Source organism: Nonomuraea sp. NPDC051191, assembly GCF_044455665.1.
GTDB lineage: Bacteria > Actinomycetota > Actinomycetes > Streptosporangiales > Streptosporangiaceae > Nonomuraea.
Map to the genome: position 1 here is coordinate 46,168 of NZ_JBITEZ010000007.1, position 18,629 is coordinate 64,796.

18 protein-coding genes are annotated in these 18,629 nt (G+C 74.2%); 15 read left to right on the plus strand and 3 right to left on the minus strand.

Annotated elements, in window-relative coordinates:
• Positions 1 to 134 precede the first annotated feature (134 nt).
• From hisG to ACIA8R_RS21125, 11 genes are all read left to right on the plus strand, one after another.
• Entirely contained in the window at positions 135 to 1,001 is an 867-nt protein-coding gene (hisG, locus tag ACIA8R_RS21075; RefSeq protein ID WP_397039874.1) for an ATP phosphoribosyltransferase, read from the plus strand.
• Positions 998 to 1,804 (plus strand): HAD hydrolase family protein, encoded by an 807-nt coding sequence (locus ACIA8R_RS21080; protein ID WP_364089448.1) that lies wholly within the window; start codon positions 998 to 1,000, stop codon positions 1,802 to 1,804. Before hisG ends, ACIA8R_RS21080 begins: the two co-directional genes overlap by 4 nt.
• A gap of 124 nt (positions 1,805 to 1,928) precedes the next feature.
• Entirely contained in the window at positions 1,929 to 2,984 is a 1,056-nt protein-coding gene (locus ACIA8R_RS21085) for a BMP family ABC transporter substrate-binding protein (protein WP_364089445.1), read from the plus strand.
• Entirely contained in the window at positions 2,981 to 4,072 is a 1,092-nt protein-coding gene (locus ACIA8R_RS21090; RefSeq protein WP_397039876.1) for an ABC transporter permease, read from the plus strand. The genes ACIA8R_RS21085 and ACIA8R_RS21090 overlap by 4 nt, the downstream gene beginning before the upstream one ends.
• Positions 4,069 to 5,289: an ABC transporter permease gene (locus ACIA8R_RS21095; RefSeq protein ID WP_397039878.1), complete on the plus strand. Its 1,221-nt coding sequence runs from the start codon at positions 4,069 to 4,071 to the stop codon at positions 5,287 to 5,289. The genes ACIA8R_RS21090 and ACIA8R_RS21095 overlap by 4 nt, the downstream gene beginning before the upstream one ends.
• Entirely contained in the window at positions 5,289 to 7,382 is a 2,094-nt protein-coding gene (locus tag ACIA8R_RS21100; RefSeq protein WP_397039880.1) for a N,N-dimethylformamidase beta subunit family domain-containing protein, read from the plus strand. Before ACIA8R_RS21095 ends, ACIA8R_RS21100 begins: the two co-directional genes overlap by 1 nt.
• Before the next feature lie 12 nt (positions 7,383 to 7,394).
• Entirely contained in the window at positions 7,395 to 8,306 is a 912-nt protein-coding gene (locus ACIA8R_RS21105; RefSeq protein WP_397039882.1) for a 6-phosphogluconolactonase, read from the plus strand.
• The gene (locus ACIA8R_RS21110) at positions 8,303 to 9,232 is read left to right on the plus strand and encodes a PfkB family carbohydrate kinase (protein ID WP_357694733.1); all 930 of its coding nucleotides are present in this window, start codon (positions 8,303 to 8,305) and stop codon (positions 9,230 to 9,232) included. The genes ACIA8R_RS21105 and ACIA8R_RS21110 overlap by 4 nt, the downstream gene beginning before the upstream one ends.
• Positions 9,229 to 9,954: a GntR family transcriptional regulator gene (locus tag ACIA8R_RS21115; protein ID WP_357694735.1), complete on the plus strand. Its 726-nt coding sequence runs from the start codon at positions 9,229 to 9,231 to the stop codon at positions 9,952 to 9,954. The genes ACIA8R_RS21110 and ACIA8R_RS21115 overlap by 4 nt, the downstream gene beginning before the upstream one ends.
• 75 nt (positions 9,955 to 10,029) lie before the next feature.
• Positions 10,030 to 10,725 (plus strand): LuxR C-terminal-related transcriptional regulator, encoded by a 696-nt coding sequence (locus ACIA8R_RS21120; protein ID WP_364089429.1) that lies wholly within the window; start codon positions 10,030 to 10,032, stop codon positions 10,723 to 10,725.
• A 47-nt stretch (positions 10,726 to 10,772) separates the two neighbouring features.
• The gene (locus ACIA8R_RS21125; RefSeq protein WP_357694739.1) at positions 10,773 to 11,705 is read left to right on the plus strand and encodes a hypothetical protein; all 933 of its coding nucleotides are present in this window, start codon (positions 10,773 to 10,775) and stop codon (positions 11,703 to 11,705) included.
• A gap of 41 nt (positions 11,706 to 11,746) precedes the next feature.
• On the opposite strand, the gene ACIA8R_RS21130 is transcribed toward ACIA8R_RS21125, so the two are convergent.
• Positions 11,747 to 12,469: an alpha/beta hydrolase gene (locus ACIA8R_RS21130; protein WP_357694741.1), complete on the minus strand. Its 723-nt coding sequence runs from the start codon at positions 12,467 to 12,469 to the stop codon at positions 11,747 to 11,749.
• A gap of 185 nt (positions 12,470 to 12,654) precedes the next feature.
• On the opposite strand from ACIA8R_RS21130, the gene ACIA8R_RS21135 reads away from it, so the two are divergent.
• On the plus strand, positions 12,655 to 13,608 hold the full coding sequence (locus ACIA8R_RS21135; protein ID WP_397039885.1) for an alpha/beta hydrolase: 954 nt from the start codon (positions 12,655 to 12,657) through the stop codon (positions 13,606 to 13,608).
• An 11-nt stretch (positions 13,609 to 13,619) separates the two neighbouring features.
• Complete coding sequence (locus ACIA8R_RS21140; RefSeq protein ID WP_397039887.1) at positions 13,620 to 14,294, plus strand: hypothetical protein; 675 nt, start codon at positions 13,620 to 13,622, stop codon at positions 14,292 to 14,294.
• A 21-nt stretch (positions 14,295 to 14,315) separates the two neighbouring features.
• On the opposite strand, the gene ACIA8R_RS21145 is transcribed toward ACIA8R_RS21140, so the two are convergent.
• Together ACIA8R_RS21145 and ACIA8R_RS21150 are read right to left on the minus strand one after the other, a co-directional pair.
• Positions 14,316 to 16,601, minus strand: a complete 2,286-nt coding sequence (locus tag ACIA8R_RS21145; protein ID WP_397039889.1) for an ATP-binding protein — start codon at positions 16,599 to 16,601, stop codon at positions 14,316 to 14,318.
• 55 nt (positions 16,602 to 16,656) lie between these two features.
• Entirely contained in the window at positions 16,657 to 16,851 is a 195-nt protein-coding gene (locus tag ACIA8R_RS21150; protein ID WP_397039891.1) for a hypothetical protein, read from the minus strand.
• Between the two features lie 153 nt (positions 16,852 to 17,004).
• Between ACIA8R_RS21150 and ACIA8R_RS21155 the strand changes: the two genes are divergently transcribed.
• The gene (locus ACIA8R_RS21155) at positions 17,005 to 17,337 is read left to right on the plus strand and encodes a YciI family protein (protein ID WP_357695403.1); all 333 of its coding nucleotides are present in this window, start codon (positions 17,005 to 17,007) and stop codon (positions 17,335 to 17,337) included.
• A 33-nt stretch (positions 17,338 to 17,370) separates the two neighbouring features.
• Positions 17,371 to 18,615 (plus strand): RNA polymerase sigma factor, encoded by a 1,245-nt coding sequence (locus ACIA8R_RS21160; RefSeq protein WP_397039893.1) that lies wholly within the window; start codon positions 17,371 to 17,373, stop codon positions 18,613 to 18,615.
• Positions 18,616 to 18,629: the final 14 nt, after the last annotated feature.

Genomic DNA, 18,629 nt, shown 5'->3' on the forward strand with positions numbered 1-18,629 from the left:
GGTCAGAAATCGAAGTCAACCTTCGGCCACCACCATGGTTCACTTGCCGCCGCCCGGCCGGACGGGGACGCTTGCCGGTGCGCGCCGCACGCCCAGTCGCCGGGGGCCGGTCCCCCTGTTCCGAGGAGGACTGCATGGTCTCGCTCGCGCTGCCCAAGGGCACGTTCCTGGAGCGTCCCGTCCTCGACCTCTTCGCCGCCGCCGGGCTGGAGGTGCGCCGCCCGTCCGAGCGCGGCTACCGGGCCGCCATCGCCTACGACGGCGGCGTCGAGGTGGTCTTCCACAAACCGCGGGAGATCCCGCTCGCCGTGGAGAGAGGCGTCTTCGACTTCGGTGTGACCGGCACCGACTGGATCGAGGAGACCGGCGCGAAGGTCGAGCTCGTCGAGGTGAGCGGGTGCGTGCCCCCCTGGCGGCTCGTGCTCGCCGTCCCCGACGGGCATCCCGCCGTGGACGCCGCCGGCCTGCCGGTCGGAGCCCGGATCGCCACCGAGTACCCGAAGATCGTCAGGCAGTTCTTCCAGAGCGTGCCGCTGCCCGTACGGATCGTCCCGTCCTTCGGGGCCACGGAGGCCAAGGTCCCCGAGCTGGCCGACGCCGTCGTCGAGGCCGACGGGCCCGGCTCCGCCCTCGACGACCACGACCTGCGGGTCATCGCCACGTTACGGACGTGCTCCCCGCACCTCGTCGCGAGCCCGGCCGCCTGGCGGGACGCCGGCAGACGCGCCGCCATCCAGCGGATCGCCCGGCTGCTCACCTCGGTGGACGGGGGAGCGGCGCACGTGCTGCTGACCGTGCGCACCTCCCCGCGCGACCTGCCGCGCGTGGCCGGGTCGATGCCGGAGCGGTCCTGGCGGGCCGGCACCGGCCTGACCGAGGGCCTGGTGGTCGTGCAGGGGCTGGCCGCCCGGCGCGGCCTGGCCGAGACCATCGGCGGCCTCCTGGCCGCCGGGGCGCTCGACGTCATCGGGTCGGGCGTCGGGAAGGACGTCACCGCGTGAGCCGGCGGATGATCGTGTGCGACCTCGACGGGACGCTCCTGGACTCCCGCGGCCAGGTCTCGGAGCGCACCAGGACGGCCGTGCGCCGCGCCCGCGCCGCCGGGCACGTGTTCGTCATCGCGACCGCCCGGCCGGTGCGCGACACCCGTCCGGTGGCCGCGGCCCTGGACCACGCGGCCGTCGCCGTCTGCGGGAACGGCTCGATCACCTTCGACTTCGGCAGCGAGGAGGTGGTCGACTTCCGCCCGCTGGACCGGCAGCCGCTCGCCGCGGCGCTGTCGGTGCTGCGCGACCGCTTCCCCGGCGTGCGCCTGGGCGCCGAGTGCCGCCTTGAGCTGCTGCTGGAGGACGCCTTCCACCTGCCCGAGCCGCTGGCCCGCGACGCCCGGCGCGTCCCCCGCCTGGAGGGCGAGATCGGCCGGCACGACGTCGGCAAGCTCATGGTCCAGCTCGAAGGGGCCGCCCGCCAGTACTACGAGACCGTGCGAGGGATCCTGACCGGCTGCGAGGTCACCATCTCGGCGGACGTGTTCTGCGAGGTGATGCGGGCCGGCGTCACCAAGGCGGCGGCCCTGAAGTCGATGGCGGCCCGGCTCGGCCTCGGCAGCGCCGACGTGATCGCCTTCGGCGACATGCCGAACGACCTCCCCATGCTGACCTGGGCCGGAACCGCGGTGGCGGTCGCCAACGCCCACCCCGCCGTGCTCGGCGCGGTCGGCGAGGTGACCTTCTCCAACGACGACGACGGGGTGGCCGCGTGGCTGGAAAGGCACGCCATGGCCGATTTCTCAGAGAAGTATTGACGCTTGTCTGACGAGTATTCATGATGGGCGCTGGAGCCGGGAACGCACCGGCCAGGATCGGCCTGCGGAGGCAGGCCGCCAGGGCCCGCGCCAGGCGCGGGCGTCCCGTCTGAGAGGTGCCCCAGTGCCCCGATTAGCCGCTGCCCCTGTGCTCGTCCGCGTCGTCGCCCTCTGCGCGGCGCTGTGCTCGCTCGCCGCCTGCACCGCCGTCGACTCCGCCGGCGGCCCCGCCGCCGGGACGAAGGGCGCCACCTCGGTCGGCGTCGCCTTCAGCCGCGGCGGACGCGGAGACAGGTCCTTCAACGACTCGGTGGGGGCCGGCGTCGACCGCGCGAAGGCCGAGCTGGGCGTCACCGCCAAGGAGCTCAGCCCCAACGCCGCCGGGTCCGACCTGGAGGAGATCCTGCGGCTGCTGGCCCAGACCGGCCACAACCCGGTGCTGGCCGTCGGCTTCTTCTACGCCCAGCCGCTGGCGAAGGTCGCCCCCGCCTTCCCCCGCACCCAGTTCGTCATCATCGACGACGCCACCGTGAAGCTGCCCAACGTCACCAACGTGGTGTTCCGCGAGGAGCAGGCCAGCTACCTGGTCGGCGCGGCGGCCGCGCTCAAGTCCGCCACCGGGAGGATCGGCTTCGTCGGCGGGGTGCAGACGCCGCCGCAGGAGAAGTTCCTCGCCGGGTACGAGGCCGGCGCCCGCGCGGTGAAACCCGCGATCCAGCTCTCCAGCGTGTTCATGTCCCAGCCGCCCGACTTCAGCGGCTTCTCCGCGCCCGACAAGGCCCAGGAGGCGGCCCGCGGCATGTACGACGGCGGCGCCGACGTCGTCTACCACGCCGCCGGCGCGTCCGGGCTCGGCGTCTTCCAGGCGGCCAAGGCGGCCGGCAAGTGGGCGATCGGCGTCGACGTCGACCAGCGGAAGACGGTCGATCCGGGGCTCGCCGGGGTGATCCTCACCAGCGCCACCAAGCAGCTCGACGTCGCGGTGCTGAGCATCGTCCGGGACGCGGCGGCGGGCCGGCCGATCGCCGGGGTGCGCGAGTTCGGGCTCAAGGAGGGCGGCGTCGGCTACGCCACCAGCGGCGGCGAGCTCGCCGACATCCAGCCGCGGCTGGAGGAGCTGCGCAAGCAGATCGTCTCGGGCCAGATCAAGGTGCCCGTCAGGCCGGCGGAGAGCCGGTGAGCCGGGCGCGGGCGGCGGGCCGGGAGGCGGTGGGCGTGCTCGCCGTGCCGGCGCTCGCGCTGCTGATCGCGCTCACGGTCGCCACCGCGCTGCTGGCCGCGGTGGGGGCCGCGCCGGGGCGGACGTACCTGACGATGCTGGAGTTCGGGGTCCGGCCGGACTCGCTCGTCTCGGCGGTGAACCGGGCGGCCGTCTACTTCTTCGCCGCCCTCGCCGTGGCCGTCACCTTCCGGATGAAGCTGTTCAACATCGGGGTCGAGGGCCAGTACCACGTGGCCGCGCTGTTCGCGGCGGTCGCCGGGACGGCCGTGCGGCTGCCGGGCCCGCTGCACCTGGCGTTCGTCTGCCTGGTCGCCGTGCTGGCCGGGGCCCTGTGGGCGGGGATCGCCGCGGTGCTCAATGTGTGGCGCGGCGTCTCCGAGGTGCTGTCCACGCTGCTGCTGAACTACGTCGCCACCGCCGTCGTCGCCTACCTGCTGGCCGAGGTCTTCGCCGCCGGCAGCACCTCCGGTTCGACGCCGGAGCTGCCGCCGTCGGCCCGGCTGCCCCAGCTCACGCTGCCCTCGGGCGACCAGCTCGGCTCGGCCGCGCTCGCCGCGGTCGTGCTGGGGGTGGCCGTGCACCTGATGCTCACCCGCACCCGCTACGGCTACGAGCTGAAGGCCGGCGGCCTGAACCCGGTGGCGGCGCGCGTCCAGGGCATCGACCCGCGCCGGATGATCCTGGTGACGATGTTGTTGTCCGGCGGCCTGGCGGGCCTGGCCGGGCTGCCCGACCTGCTGGGCCAGACCTACCGGTACGGCATGGACTTCCCCTCCGGCGCGGGCTTCACCGGGATCGCCGTGGCCCTGCTCGGCCGCAACACGCCGGTGGGCATCGCACTGGCCGCCCTGCTCTTCGGGTTCCTGGAACGGTCGGCGCTGATCCTCGACATCGAGGGCATCCCCAAGGAGATCGTCACGATCATGCAGGGCGTCATCGTGCTCAGCGTCGTGGTCGCCTACGAGGTGGCGCGGCGCGTGGAACGCAGACGCGCCGAGCGGCTCGTACGGGAACAGGCCGCCCCCGCGCTGGAGCCGTCCGCGTGAGCGCGGCACGGTACCGGTGGTGGCAGGCCGCGCTCGTCCTGCTGCTGGCGATGTCGGCGGTCAGGGTGTTCACCGGCGCCGACGAGCTCACCGGGTCGGGCGTCATGGGGGCGGCGCTGCGGCTGGCGGTCCCCATCGGGCTCGCCGGGCTCAGCGGCCTGTGGAGCGAGCGCGCGGGCGTCGCCAACCTCGGCATCGAGGGCATGATGATCATCGGGACGGTCTGCGGCGCCTGGGCCGGGTACGCGTACGGCGTCTGGGCCGGGGTGCTGGTCGGCACGCTCGGCGGGGTCGCCGCGGGGCTGCTGCACGCGGTCGTCACCGTGACGTTCGGGGTCGACCAGGTCGTCTGCGGCATCGCGATCAACATCCTGGCCGTGGGCGTGGCCCGGTTCATGTCGGTCATCGCCTTCAGCGGCCTGCCGGGGGCGGGGGCCACCCAGTCGCCGCCGGTGCGCGGGTCGATCGGCACGGTGAGCGTGCCCGTCCTGGCGGGCGGCGGGGGCTCGCCCGATCTCCTGGGCGGGCTGGAGCGCGGCCGGTTCTTCCTGGTGTCCGACCTCGCCGGGATCGTGCGGGGGTTCCTGCACGAGGTCTCGCTGCTGACCGTGGTCGCCGTCGCGCTGGTCCCGCTGAGTTTCGTGCTGCTCTGGCGGACCGCGTTCGGGCTGCGGCTGCGTTCGGCGGGCGAGCATCCCGCGGCGGCGGACTCGCTCGGCGTCCCGGTGCTGCGGATGCGGTACTACGGCGTGCTGGTCTCCGGCGGGCTGGCCGGGCTCGGCGGGGCCTACCTGGTCACCGTCTCCTCGACCGTCTACCGCGAGGGCCAGACCGGCGGCCGGGGCTTCATCGGGCTGGCCGCCATGATCTTCGGCAACTGGCGCCCGACCGGTACGGCGGCGGGTGCCCTGCTGTTCGGCTACGCCGACGCGCTGCAACTGCGCCAGGCGAGCGCGGTGCACGTGCTGCTGCTCCTCGGGGCCGTGCTGGCCTGGGTCGCGGCGATCGTGCTCGTCCGCACGCGGCTGCGCCCGGCCGCGACGCTGGCGCTGCTCGGCGCCGCCGCCTTCGCGCTCTTCCAGGGCACCGACTCGGTCCCCACCCAGCTCGTGTACGCCACGCCGTACCTCACCACGCTCCTGGTGCTGGTCACGGTCGCCCAACGGCTCCGCATGCCGGCCTACGTCGGCATCCCCTACCGGCGAGGAGACGCGTGATGGCCATCGACCGGGAGCCTCGCCTGATGGGGTACGCCGACCGCTGGTCGGCCGCCCCCGGCGAGCGGCTGACCGTGCACGCCTCGGGCCCGTCCGGGGAGGCGGACGTCGCCCTCGTGGACCTCGTGCGGGAGGGCGACCTGACCCCGGCCGTGCCCGTGACGATCGAGCCCCGGCCGCTGCGGCCCGGCTCCCGGCTGGAGGCGGCCTCGGTGCCGACGCCTCCCAGGGGCGGCCTGGCCCTGTGGATCCGTCCCAAGCGGCTCGGGGCGCGCCAGGTCGTGGCCCGTCTGGGCGCCTCCGGCTGGCGGCTGCTGCTGGCGCTCGACGAGGAGGGCCGGCCGGAGGCGACCGTGCTGACGCCGTCCGGGAGCATGGGCTGCCGCCTGCGCGCGGCCGTCCCGGCGGGGGAGTGGTCGCTGCTGGCCGTGGCGTGGGACGCGGCGCCGCTGATGACCGTCCTGCACCTGAACGACTTCCGCACCCCGGGCGTGAGCGCCGGCCGGGCCCGCCTGCCGCTGCCGTCCACGTCCGGCGAGCTGCGGATCGGGGCCGGCGACGAGCACCCGTACGCGGGCCGGATCGCCCTCCCGATGGTGACGGACGGCCTGCTCACCGCCCCGGGACACGCCCCGCTGCGCGACCTGACCACCGCTCCCGAGCTGGTCAAACACCTCGGCCCCGACCTGCTGGCCCTCTGGGACCCCTCCGCCGGGCCCGGCGCCCCCGTCGTCCCGGACGTCAGCGGGAACGGGCGCCACGCGAACGCCGTCAACCGGCCGCTCGCCGGGCTGATCGGGCCGGGAGGCGTCGCCCGCACCGCGCTCCAGGTCAGCCCGGAGGACCTCGACGACGCCCGCTGGCCGGTGACGTGCGAGCTGACCGTCCCCGAGGACGCCGGCTCCACCGTGCTCGGCGTGCGCCTGCGCACCCGGGGCCAGTCGTGCGTCCTCCCCGTGGTGGTGCGCCCGGACGGGACGCGCAGGAGCGCGGTCGCGGTCGTCCTGCCCACGTTCACCTACCTCGCCTACGCCAACCACCGGCAGTCCAGCGAGGCCGAGTACTTCGGGGACTACAAGCGGGTCACCGACCGCGTGATCACGCTCTCCCCGGTGGACGCCTACCTCAACGAGCACCGCGAGCTCGGCCTGTCCCTGTACGACCAGCGGAGAGAGGGCGGTCACGTCACCCACTCCTCCAGGCTCCGCCCGGTGCTCAACCTCACCCCCGGCTACCGCTGGTGGATGACCGGCGCGCCACGCCACTTCGCCGCCGACCTGCTGCTGCTGCGCTGGCTGCGTTCGGCGGGGTTCGCCTTCGACGTGCTGGCCGACGAGGACGTGCACGAAGGCGGCGCCGACCTGCTGTCCGCCTACCGCGTCGTCCTGACCGGCAGCCACCCCGAGTACGTCACCGCCCCCGGCCGCGCGGCCTTCGGCGCGTACGTGTCGGGCGGCGGCCGGCTCATGTACCTGGGCGGCAACGGGTTCTACTGGGTGACCGGCGTCGACCCCCGTCACCCGCACGCCATCGAGGTCCGCCGCGGCCACGTCGGCGACTGGTGGGACGACGAGCCCGGCGAGGACGTGCTGACCTCCACCGGCGAGCCGGGCGGCCTCTGGCGGCACCGCGGCCTCGCGCCGCAGGAGTTGCTCGGCGTCGGCTTCGCCGCCCAGGGGTGGGGGCCCGCCCCCGGGTACACCCGGCTGCCCGACAGCCACCGGGAGGAGGCGTCCTGGGTCTTCGAGGGCGTCGGGACCGACCCGGTGGGCTGCTGCGGGCTCGCGCTCGGCGGGGCGGCCGGGGACGAGATCGACCGGGCCGCGCCCGAGCTCGGCACCCCACCGGACACCCTGCTGCTCGCGACCTCCGCGGGCGGCCACAGCCACCACTACCGGCCCCCTACCGAGGAGGCCGGAACCGGCGCGGAGACCGTACGCGCCGACATGACCCTGCGACGGCTCGGATCAGGCGGCGCGGTCTTCGCCGCCGGATCCGTCAACTGGGTGACCAGTCTCGCCTGCTGTGACGGTGACATCAGGCGAATCACCCGCAACGTCCTGTCCCGATTCCTGCTCTCCCGCAGCTTGTGAGTGAGGAGTGACGTGACCACCGCCAGCGCGAGGCACCTCGACTACCCCTATCCCCGCACGTCGGCCGAGTTGACCGACGAGCTGTTGTCCATGCCCGCCGAGGACGTGGCGGCCATCGCCCGCCACCCGCTGACCGTCTACCCCGACACGACCGAGCTCTACTACCGGCTGGCCCGCGAGATGGCCGACGAGTTACGCGCCCGCAACATGCGCGGCGAGCCCACCCGCTGGATCCTGCCCGTGGGACCGAAGGCGCAGTACCCGATCCTCGCGCGCATCTGCAACGAGGAGCGCATCAGCTGGGCCGACGTCTTCGCCTTCCACATGGACGAGTTCCTCGACTGGCAGGGCCGGCCGGTGGACCCCTCGCATCCCTTCAGCTTCCGCGGCTACTGCGACCGCAACCTCTACCAGCTCCTCGACCCCGACCTGCGGCCCCACCCCGACAACGTCGTCTTCCCCGACGTGTTCGACCCCGACGCGTTCGGCGAGCGCCTGCGCGGCGCGGGCGGCGCCGACACCTGCTACGCGGGCTTCGGCTACCGGGGGCACCTGGCCTTCAACGAGCCGCCGTCCACGCGCTGGCACCAGTACACCGCCGAGGAGTTCGCCGCCTCGACCACGCGCGTCGTCCCCTTGCTCGACGACACGATCGTGGCCCACTCCCACCGTGTGACCGGCGGCTACACGCAGGCGATCCCGCGCATGGCGATCACCGTCGGCATGTCGGAGATCCTCTCCGCCCGCCGGCTGCACCTCGTCACCGACGGCGGCGCCTGGAAGCGCTACATCGTCCGGGTCCTCCTGCTCACCACCGAGCCGGACGTGCTGCTCCCGGTCACCTTCGCGCACCGCCACCCCGACGTGCGCGTGACCGTCGACGCCGACAGCATCGCGCCCTGCGCCCTGGGGCTGGGCTCGTGACCGTCGTCGCGATCGGCGCCTACATCGTCGACCTGTACATGTTCGGCGACCACCTGCCGGAGCCGGGCGAGAGCGTCAACGCCGCCGACTACGCCACCGCGCACGGCGGCAAGGCCGCGAACGTGGCCGTGGCCGCCGCGCGGCTGGGCGCACCGGCCCGGTTCGTCGGCTGCCTCGGCGACGACGCCGCCCGGCCGGTGGCGCTGGCCGAGCTGCGCGCCGAGGGCATCGAGGTCGGCGACTGCACCACGGCCGTCGGCGTGGCGACCGGGCGCAGCTTCGTCTACGTCGACTCCGGCGGCAGGCAGATGGTGATGACCTGGCCGGGGGCCGCCGACCTGCTGCCGCCCGCCCAGGCGGCCGCCGTCGCCGCCGGACTGCCCACCGGGTCCGTGCTCGTCCTCCAGGGCGAGATCCCGCTGGAGATCTCCTACGCCGCCGCGACGGCCGCCCCGGCGGGCGTGCGCGTCCTGCTCAACCCCAGCCCGGCGGGCCCGTTCCGCGAAGGGACCGGGAAGGAGCTGCTGGCCCGGGCCGACCTGCTGGTGCTCAACGAGGGCGAGCTGGCCGCCCTGGCCGGGCCGACCCCCGGCGACCTGGACGACCTGCGCGGCCGGACCAGGGGACGCGCCGTCGTCGTCACCCGCGGCGAGCACGGCGCCGAGATCGCCGACGACGGCGGCACTATGCTGATCGACGTCCCCAGCGTGCGCGTTGTGGACACCACCGGCGCGGGTGACGCCTTCACCGGCGCCCTGGCGGCCGCCCTCTGCGCCGGCGCGGGCCTGGTGCGCGGCGTCCGGCTCGCCTGCCAGGTGGCGACCGTCTCGGTCACGCGCCGGTTCTGTGCCCCCAGCTACCCATCGGCCGCCGAGCTCGGCATCGCCCCGCTCCGCGGTCCGTCCGTGCAGGAGAGACCCGCGTGACACGACGTCATCCCACCCTGGCCATCCAGATCCGTGACCGGCTGCACGCCCTGATCGTCGAACAGGGGTTGCGCCCCGGTGACAGGCTGCCGTCGGAGAACGAGCTCATGACCCTGTTCGACGTCGGGCGCACCAGCATCAGGGAGGCGTTCAAGCTCCTGGAGCAGGAAGGGCTCATCCAGGCCAGGCACGGCGACGGCCGCTACCTCACCACCCAGCCCAGCCTGGACCGGCCGCTGACCCGCCTCGAAGGCGTGACCGAGATGCTGGCCAGCCGGGGGTTCACGGCCGACAACACCGTCCTCGACGTCGTGGCCACCGAGCCGGACCGCCACCAGCGCGAGCTGCTGCAACTCCCGCCCGGCGAGGCCATCGTCCGGTTGGAACGCCTGCGCCGGCACCGGGACGACGCGCTGCTGTACTCGATCGACCTGTTCCCGCGCTCGCTCATCGGCCGCCCCATGGACGAGGTGGACTGGACGGGGTCGCTGTTCCAGCTCCTCACCGAGTACGGCCACACCATCGCCTACGCCGTCGCCCAGGTCAGGGCGGTGACCCTCAGCCACGCCCAGGCCGAGCGCATCGGCACCCCCGAGGACGGCGGCGCCTGGCTGCTGCTGCTCCAGACCCACCACGACAGCGCCGGACGGCCGCTGCTGTATTCGCAGGACTACCACAGGGGCACCGACTTCTCCTTCCACCTGGTGAGACGCCGGGACTGACGAGTCCCCACGACCGATAGAGCCGCCGCCGCGTACCGACCGACCGCCGTTCGCCGACGCAGAGAGGATCATGCGATGAGTGCCATCACGCTGGAGGCCGGCCAGCCGATCCCGGCCTCCCCTTCCAGCCTCCGTGCGAGGTGCTCCAGGCTGTCCGTCTTCTGGCTCGCCGAGGACGAGGTCTCCTTCTACGGGCTCCCGCCGCTGCTGATGAAGGTGTCGAACGTGGCCGGGGTCGCGGTCGTGCGCAGCTCGGCGGAGGCCAGGCTGCTGCTGGCCGGCGAGGACTTCGACGTGGCGGTGATCCCGCTCGCCGTCCTGGCGGACGTGCTCGGCGGACGCCCCTGCCGGGCCCGCCCGCGCATCCTGGCCATGGTGCGGCAGGGGGAGGAGCTCGCGCCCTGCGTCGCCCAGCGGTACGGCCTGGCCGGTTGCCTGCTGTGGGACGAGATCAATGTCGCGGGCTTGTCGGGCACCTTCGATCGGCTGCTGCGCGGCGACGCGCCCGCCCCGTCCAGAGGCGGCCCCGACCTGCTCGGACGCCTGACCGAACGCGAGCACATGGTCCTGGCGCTGCTGCTGCGCGGCATGAGCAACCACCAGATCGCCCGCGCGATGGGCATCTCCATCCACGGCGTCAAGCGCCACATCTCGAACCTGCTCGTCAAGTTCAACTGCTCCAACCGCACCGAGGTCGCCCTGGTCGCCCAGCGTCTCGGCCTCGACCCCGCCGCCCGCATCCCGAGCCACCTGAGCAGCACCGGCACGTAGCACGTACGACGAACCATCCCGATCGGTCATCGAGAAACGGAGTGACAATGGACGTCCCTCTCATGGAACTCAGCGGCCGCGCTCCCGTCGTCAGGCTGCACGACATCGAGGCGGACATGGCCGCCGCCACCGACGCCATCAGGTCACAGCTGACCGGATGGGGCTTCATGGCCGCGGAGGTGCCCGGCATCGGCGAGCGCGTCGCGGCCATGATGAACGACTTCGCCGCGGCCTGCCGGGCGACCGGGCCCGCCCTGTCCGACTACGCCTACGACGTCGTCCCGCAGCTCGCCGTCGGCGGCACGCACGGGTTCTTCCCGTACAACTCGGAGATCCCGCGCCTGGCCAACGGCGTGCCCGACCCGAAGGAGTTCATCCACGTCAGCGGCGCCATGATCGGCGACCAGCCGCCCGGGGCGGGTGACGTGCTGCGGGCCTTCCCGGCGTTCGGCACCCGCGCCGCCGAGGTGTTCGACATCGCCTTCCGGCTGATCTCGCTCTTCGGCGAGGTCGTCCGGGGGATGATGCCGCCGGGCACGCCCGAGCTGGACCTGTCGCACGACGCGACGAACCTGCGGGTGATCCACTACCGGGACGTGGGCGACCGCCAGGTGCTGGCCCACGAGCACTCCGGCATCCAGATGCTCGGCCTCCAGCTTCCCCCGTCCGACCAGGGCCTGCAGTACGTGCTGCACGACGGCACCTGGGTCGAGCCGGTGATCGCCGGGACCGACGTCGTGCTCTGCAACATCGGCCGGATGCTCACCAGCGCCTCCGACGGGCGGTTCCGGCCGTCCACGCACCGGGTGCACACCAGGCCGATGCCCGCCGGCTACGAGCGCCTGTCGTCCGTGCTCTTCGCCTACCCGCAGCACAAGGCCCGCCAGTGGAAGATGGTGGACGGCGAGCTGATGACGCTGAACTCCACCTGGGGCGACTTCATCGAGAGCCGCTTCCAGGGCCTCGGCAAGCAGTCCTGACCACCCGGCCTCCACCCGCCTCCTGGCGGCCTTGGCTGCCGTCAGGAGGTGGCGCGGACGGCCGCGCGGATCACGTCGGCGACCTCCTTCGGCCGGGACACCGCGACCGCGTGCGAGGCGCCCGCGACCTCGACGGCGGTCGCGCCGGCCCGCTCGGCGCCGAACCGCTGCACGTCGGGGTTGATGGCCTGGTCGGCGTCCGCGACGACGGCCCACGACGGCTTGGCCCGCCAGGCCGTCGTGGCCGCCGGCTCGGTGAACGCCCCGGCCGCCAGCGGCCGCTGCGCCACCGCCAGGACGCGGGTGACGTCGGCGGGCACGTCCGCGGCGAAGACCTCGGGGAAGGCGTCGGCGGCGATGGTGAGCTCCACGGCGGTGCCGCCGCCGGCCAGCGGGTAGGACGCCTGCCGCAGGCTCGCGCCGAGCGGCGGCTCGGGGAAGCGTCCCTGGAGCTCGGCCAGGCTCTCGCCCTCCTCCAGGACGTACGCGGCGACGTAGACGAGGCCGACGACGTTGTCCGCCGTGCCGGCCACGGTGATGATCGCGCCGCCGTACGAGTGGCCGACCAGCACGACCGGGCCGTCGATCTGGGCCGCCACGGAGGCGACGTAGGCGGCGTCGGAGGCCAGGCCGCGCAGCGGGTTGGGCGGCGCGACCACGGGGATGCCGTCCCGCTGGAGCTCGGCGATGACGCCGGTCCAGCTCGCCGCGTCGGCGAACGCGCCGTGCACGAGGACGACCGTCGGGGTGATGCTCTCCGTCATGGGAAAGGCTCCTTCTCTGGGCAAAGGGGACCGGTCGGCCCCGGTAGCGATCCAACAGCCCGGCCGCTCGCGCGCACGAGGCGGAAACGTACTTCTGCCTGTGGTTCCGCCTCGTCTTTCCCCGGGACGGTCGCTTTGATGGATGACGGCCCCCCTGCTTCCCGCCCCTTCTTCCTGGAGTGATCATGATCAAGCCTGTCCTGGAACCCGCCGCCCAGGCGTTCGCCGAGGCCACCGCCGAGCCGCCGTACCTGTTCCAGCTCCCGCCGGAGGAGGGCCGCAAGGCCGTGAACGAGGTCCAGTCCGGCCCGGTCGAGCTGCCCGCCGTGGACGAGGAGTGGGTGACGGTCCCCGGCGGCCCCACCGGCGAGGTCAGGGCCCGCATCGTGCGGCCCGCCGGCAGCACCGGCGACCTTCCCGTGATCATCTACATCCACGGCGCGGGCTGGGTCTTCGGCAACGCCCACACCCACGACCGGCTGGTCCGCGAGCTGGCGACCGGCGCCGGCGCCGCCGTGGTCTTCCCCGAGTACGACCTGTCGCCCGAGCACCGCTACCCGGTCGCCATCGAGCAGAACTGGACGGTCGCCCGCTGGATCGTCACCGACGGCGCCTCCAAGGGCCTGGACGCCACGCGCCTGGCGGTGGCCGGCGACTCCGTCGGCGGCAACATGACCGCCGCGCTCACCATCATGGCCAAGCAGCGCGGCGGGCTGTCGCTGCGCGGCCAGGTGCTCTTCTACCCGGTGACCGACGCCTCCTTCGACACCGGCTCCTACCGGCAGTTCGCCGAGGGCTACTTCCTGCGCCGCGACGGCATGCAGTGGTTCTGGGACCAGTACACGACCTCGGCCGCCGAGCGCGCCGAGATCACCGCGTCCCCCCTGCGGGCCACCGTCGAGGAGCTGACCGGCCTGCCGCCGGCGCTGGTCATCACCGGCGAGGCGGACGTGCTGCGGGACGAGGGCGAGGCGTACGCCGCCAAGCTGCGCGAGGCCGGGGTGCCCGTGACCGCCGTGCGTTACCAGGGCATCATCCACGACTTCGTCATGCTCAACGCGCTGCGCGGCACGTACGCGGCCGAGTCGGCGATCGAGCTGGCCGTGGGCACGCTGCGCCGGGCCCTGCACGAGAGCTGACCCGCCGCGCCATGTCCTCCGCCTACGACCTCGACCAGGTACGCCACGCCAACGCCACCGGCCGGGTCCCGGTCGTCTTCGTGCACGACCCGTGGCTGCTGGCCGAGAGCTGGGAGCCCTGGGCCGAGGTGTTCGGGCAGGCGGGGTTCGTCCCCGTGATCCCGGCCTGGCCGGCGGACGGCGAGGCGGCGGGGCACTTCGCGGGGCTGGTCGGCGGGCTGACCCGCCGGCCCGCCGTCGTCGGCCACGCCGCCGGCGGCCTGGTCGCGCAGATCCTCGCCGGGCGCGGGCTGGCCTGCGCCTGCGTGGCGATCAGCCCGGCGCCGTTCCGCGGGACGCTCACGTACGGGCGGTTCCGGCACGCCGTGGCCAACGCCGTCGGGGAGGAGGAGGCCAGGCGGCTGTACGAGACGTACGCCGTCCCGGCGGGGGAGGCGGCCGACCCGTGGAGCCTCGACGGCACGGCGCCGGACCGGGGGCCGCTGCTGCTGATCTCCGGCGAGATGGACCGCACGGTCCCGTGGGCCGCCGCGCACGCCTCCTACCTGCGCCAGGCGCGCAACCGGCACCACCTGACCGAGATCGTCGAGCTGCCGGGGCGCGGACACTCGATGACCGTGGACAGCGGCTGGCGCGAGGTCTGCGGCACCGCCCTGACCTTCGTCGAACGCTTCGTGGAGCCCTGACCGGCGCGCGCCCGGCCTGGTTCAGCCGGTGGCCCCCGGGGTCGCGACCGGGCTGAGCCGGGCGAGCTCGGCGGCCACGCGGGCGGCGCGGACGGTGTCGGCGGAGGCTTCGTACAGCTCCTTGGCCTCCTGGAACGCCTCGCGGGCCTCCTCCAGCCGTCCCAGCTCGACCAGCGCCCGGCCCAGGTTCGTCAGCGTATGGGCCGTGGCCCGGTTGATCGGACGCTTGCGCAGCTCGACCAGCGCCTCGCGATAGTGGTCGGCGGCCTCCTGCCAGCGGCCGAGCGCGAAGTAGCCGTCGCTCAGCAGGTCCAGTGCCGCGCCGACGGCGTGGGCGACGATGACCGGCGTGCCGCCGAACGCCGGGTCGCGCAGCCGTTCCAGCACCTCCAGCCCGTGCCGTACGGCCTCCTCGATGCGGCCGAGCCTGCGCAGGCCGTTCCCGACGCTGAGCACGGCCTGGGCGTACCCTTCCGGGTCGCCGGCCAGGCGGAAGCACTCCGCCGCCCGCCGCGCGTGCTCCAGGCCGGTCTCCAGGGCGGGCCGGTCGTCGCGCCCCCACAGCGCCCAGGTGGCGTAGGTCAGGGCCCAGCCCTGCTGGCGCACGTCGCCGACCTCGCGGGCCAGCTCCAGCGCGCGCAGCGCGGTGCGCTCGCCCTCGGCGTACCGGCCCTGGCAGTACGTCCGCGCCCAGGACAGGTAGTTGAGGTGCACCGCCTCCTGCGCGCGGTCGCCCGTCGCGCGGGCGGCCGCGGACGACAGCTCGAACACCTCGGGCCAGTGTCCCCAGTGCATCCACAGATCGGAGAACCAGTGCATGGCCTCGGCCACCTCGACGACCCGCGCGTGCTCGCCGACGCGGGCCGCCTGCCGCAGCGCCGCCAGCCATGCCGTGCCCTCGGCCTGGAGCCATTCCTGCGCCTGCCGGGCGCTGTCCAGCTCGACCAGCGAGCTCCAGCCGGGCGGCGGCGCGCCGTAGTCCGGCTCGAACCAGCGTCCGGCGACGGTTGCCACCTCCAGCAGCCAGTCGTCCATCCGCCGCCGCGCCTGCCGCTGAGCCGACATGGACTCCTCGTCGGACAGCCGGGCGCGGGCGAACAGCCGTACGAGATCGTGGAAGCGGTAGCGGCCGGGGTACGGCGACTGCAGCAGCCCCAGGTCGACCAGCTCCTCCAGGGCGTCCTCGGCGTCGTCCGGGCCGAGCTCGGCGAGGACCGCCGTCATCGGCACCCCGAAGTCCGGCGCGGCGGCCAGCGCCAGACGGCGGAAGGCACGCCGCGCGGGCGCCGAGAGCTGCCGGTACGACAGCGCGAAGGCCGCCGCCACCGACAGGTCGCCGGCGGCCAGCGACTCCACCCGGCGTCCCTCGTCGCCGAGGCGGGCGGCCAGATTCCCGGGGGTCCAGCCGGGCCTGCTCTGCAGCCGGTTGCCGGCGATGCGCAGCGCCAGCGGCAGGTTTCCGCACAGGTCGGCCACCAGTGCCACCCCGTCCGGGTCGGCCTCGGCACGCTCGGCGCCGACGATCGCGCGCAGCAGCGCGGCCGACTCCCCGGCGGCCAGATGAGCCAGCGGCAGCTGGTGGACGCCTTCGAGCCCGGCCAGCGGGCGGCGGCTGGTCACCAGCGTCATCGCCGGGCCCTCCGCGGGCAGCAACGGGCGCACCTGGGCCTCGTGGGCGGCGTTGTCCAGGATGACCAGGCAGCGCCGTTCGCGCAGCAGGGCGCGGTAGTGGCCGGCGCGGTCCTCCTCGTCGGCCGGGATGCGTCGCTCGGCCACGCCCAGGGCGTTGAGCAGCCTGGACAGCGCCGTGCCCGGGTCCAGCGGGACCGGGTCCATGCCGCGCAGGTCCAGGTAGAAGCGGCCGTCGGGGAACAGGTCGGCCAGGTGCGCGGCGGCGCGTACGGCCAGCGCGGTCTTGCCGATGCCGGCGGTCCCCGAGACGGCGGCGACTACGGCGGGCGCGTCCTCGGCCGTCCGGGCGGCCAGGTCGCGCAGCAGGTCCAGCTCCCGTTCCCGGCCGGTGAAGTCGCCCACGCCGCGGGGCGGCTCGCAGGCGCCCGGCGCGGCGGCCTCCTGGCGGGGACGGCCGGCGCGGGCGGCGTCCGACAGCGCCGTCCGCCGCGGCTCGTCCAGCCGCAGCGCCTCGGCCAGGGCCTCGACGGTGCGCCGCTGGGGGCCCCGGCTGGCGCCGCGCTCCATGTCGCCGATGGCCCGCACGCTGACGCCGGAGGCGTGGGAGAGCTCCTCGATGGTCAGCCCGGCGGCGTGTCTCAGGCTCCTCAGCATCGTGCCGAACGACTCCGCCACCCGTCCCCCTCATGCTGGTGAGCGGCGAAATCCCCCGAAGCGCCGCATACCCACCTTATCTGCCGGAAAATGGGGTGAGGTGCTGGTCGATCGAGGTGTACGTCACGGTCCAGAAATCCTCGAAGACCTTGGGCGGCACCGGCGAGGTCATGGCCACCTGCGTGAACAGCACACCCACCAGCCCCGGCACCTCGCCCCGCTCCACGAACCCGCCCAGCACACCCCGCAGCCGCTGTTCCAGTACGCTCATCGGTCCTCCTGAAGTGACGTGTCCCGGCAATGACCGGCCGCCGTCGGAAAACTCATCGCCGCGACATGTCCATCCGGGCGGGTCCCGTTCGTGGTGATGGCGTACGGCGGCCCCGCCGTACGCCGACCGCGGAAAGGGAACACCGTGAAGTACATGCTGCTGATCAACTCCGGCACCTCCGACGAGCAGGAGCCGGGCGACTTCCAGGAGTGGGTGGCCTACGACAAGTCCGTCCGGGAGGCGGGCGTCCTGGTCTCCGGCGAGTCGCTGGCCGACCTGGTGACCGCCACCACCGTCCGGGTGGGCGGCGACGGCACGCCCACCGTGACCGACGGCCCGTACGCCGAGACGCACGAGGTCCTGGGCGGCTTCTACGTGATCGACGTGCCCGACCTCGACGCCGCCCTCGACTGGGCCGTCCGCTGCCCGGGGGCGCGCGGCGGCGGCTCGGTGGTGGTGCGCCCGGTCGCCGACTTCGACGCGTGAGTTCTCCGGTGCGTGAGCGCTTCGGGGTCTTCGGTGCGTGAGATCGAGGACGTCTTCCGTGAGGAGCGCGGCCGGTTGCTGGCCGCGCTCGTCCGCCGCTTCGGCGACCTCGACCTGGCCGAGGAGGTCACCTCCGACGCCGTCGAGGCGGCGCTGAGACACTGGCCGGCCGAGGGCGTGCCGCCCAATCCGGGCGCGTGGCTGATGACCACGGCCCGGCGCAGGGCGGTCGACCGGCTCAGGCGCGAGCAGGCGCTCGCCACCCGGCTGGCCGTCCTGGCGGCCGAGGCCGAGCGGGCCGGCCCCGAGGCCCCCGCAGGCGAGGACGGCGGCCTGCCCGACGAACGCCTGCGGCTCTTCTTCACCTGCGCCCACCCCGCGCTGCCCGCCGAGGACCGGGGCGCGCTGACGTTGCGCTGCCTGGCCGGCCTGACCACCCCCGAGGTGGCGCGGGCCTACCTGGTGCCGGCCCAGACGATGGCCAAGCGCATCGTCCGGGCCAAGAAGAAGATCCGGGAGGCGCGCGTCCCGTTCCGCGTGCCCGACGCCGACGAGCTGCCGGAACGGGTTCCCGGCGTGCTCCAGGTCATCTACTCGATCTTCACCGAGGGCTACGCGGCCAGCTCGGGCCCCCACCTCCAGCGGCTCGACCTGGCCGAGGAGGCGATCAGGCTGGCCCGGATCCTGCGCCGGCTGCTGCCCGCCGAGCGGGAGGTCGCCGGGCTGCTGGCGTTGCTGCTGCTGGTGCACGCGCGGCGCCAGGCCCGTACCGGGCCTGGGGGCGAGCCGGTGCTGCTCGACGAGCAGGACCGCGGCCTCTGGGACCGGGCCATGATCGAGGAGGGGGCGGCGCTGGTGGTGGCCGCGCTCAGCGGCGGCCCGCCGGGCCCGTACGCCGTCCAGGCCGCGATCGCGGCGCTCCACGACGAGGCCCCCGACCTGGCCACGACCGACTGGCCGCAGATCGTGGCCCTGTACGACGTGCTGCTCGCGCTCGACCCCTCCCCGGTGGTGGCGCTGAACCGGGCTGTCGCCGTGGCCATGCGCGACGGGCCCCAGGCCGGGCTGGCACTGCTGGAGGAGCTCGCGGGGGAGCGGCGGCTGCGCGACTACCACCCCTACCTGGTGGCCCGCGCCGACCTGCTGCACCGGCTCGGCCGCCTGCCCGAGGCCGCCGAGGCGTACCGGACGGCGCTGCGGGTGGCCACCAGCGAGCCCGGACGCGCCTACCTGCGCCGCCGCCTGGCCGCGGCGGAGGAAGCCGTGCCCGAGGTTTGAGTACCGCCCTGACC

What these genes read in the sequence shown, in the direction of transcription:
- hisG (WP_397039874.1), top strand. Translation starts at nt 135, where the DNA reads ATGGTCTCGCTCGCGCTGCCCAAGGGCACGTTCCTGGAGCGTCCCGTC.
- ACIA8R_RS21150 (WP_397039891.1), bottom strand. Translation starts at nt 16,851, where the DNA reads ATGAGCGTACTGGAACAGCGGCTGCGGGGTGTGCTGGGCGGGTTCGTG.
- ACIA8R_RS21100 (WP_397039880.1), top strand. Translation starts at nt 5,289, where the DNA reads ATGGCCATCGACCGGGAGCCTCGCCTGATGGGGTACGCCGACCGCTGG.
- ACIA8R_RS21155 (WP_357695403.1), top strand. Translation starts at nt 17,005, where the DNA reads ATGCTGCTGATCAACTCCGGCACCTCCGACGAGCAGGAGCCGGGCGAC.
- ACIA8R_RS21125 (WP_357694739.1), top strand. Translation starts at nt 10,773, where the DNA reads ATGGACGTCCCTCTCATGGAACTCAGCGGCCGCGCTCCCGTCGTCAGG.
- ACIA8R_RS21130 (WP_357694741.1), bottom strand. Translation starts at nt 12,469, where the DNA reads ATGACGGAGAGCATCACCCCGACGGTCGTCCTCGTGCACGGCGCGTTC.
- ACIA8R_RS21140 (WP_397039887.1), top strand. Translation starts at nt 13,620, where the DNA reads ATGTCCTCCGCCTACGACCTCGACCAGGTACGCCACGCCAACGCCACC.
- ACIA8R_RS21120 (WP_364089429.1), top strand. Translation starts at nt 10,030, where the DNA reads ATGAGTGCCATCACGCTGGAGGCCGGCCAGCCGATCCCGGCCTCCCCT.
- ACIA8R_RS21135 (WP_397039885.1), top strand. Translation starts at nt 12,655, where the DNA reads ATGATCAAGCCTGTCCTGGAACCCGCCGCCCAGGCGTTCGCCGAGGCC.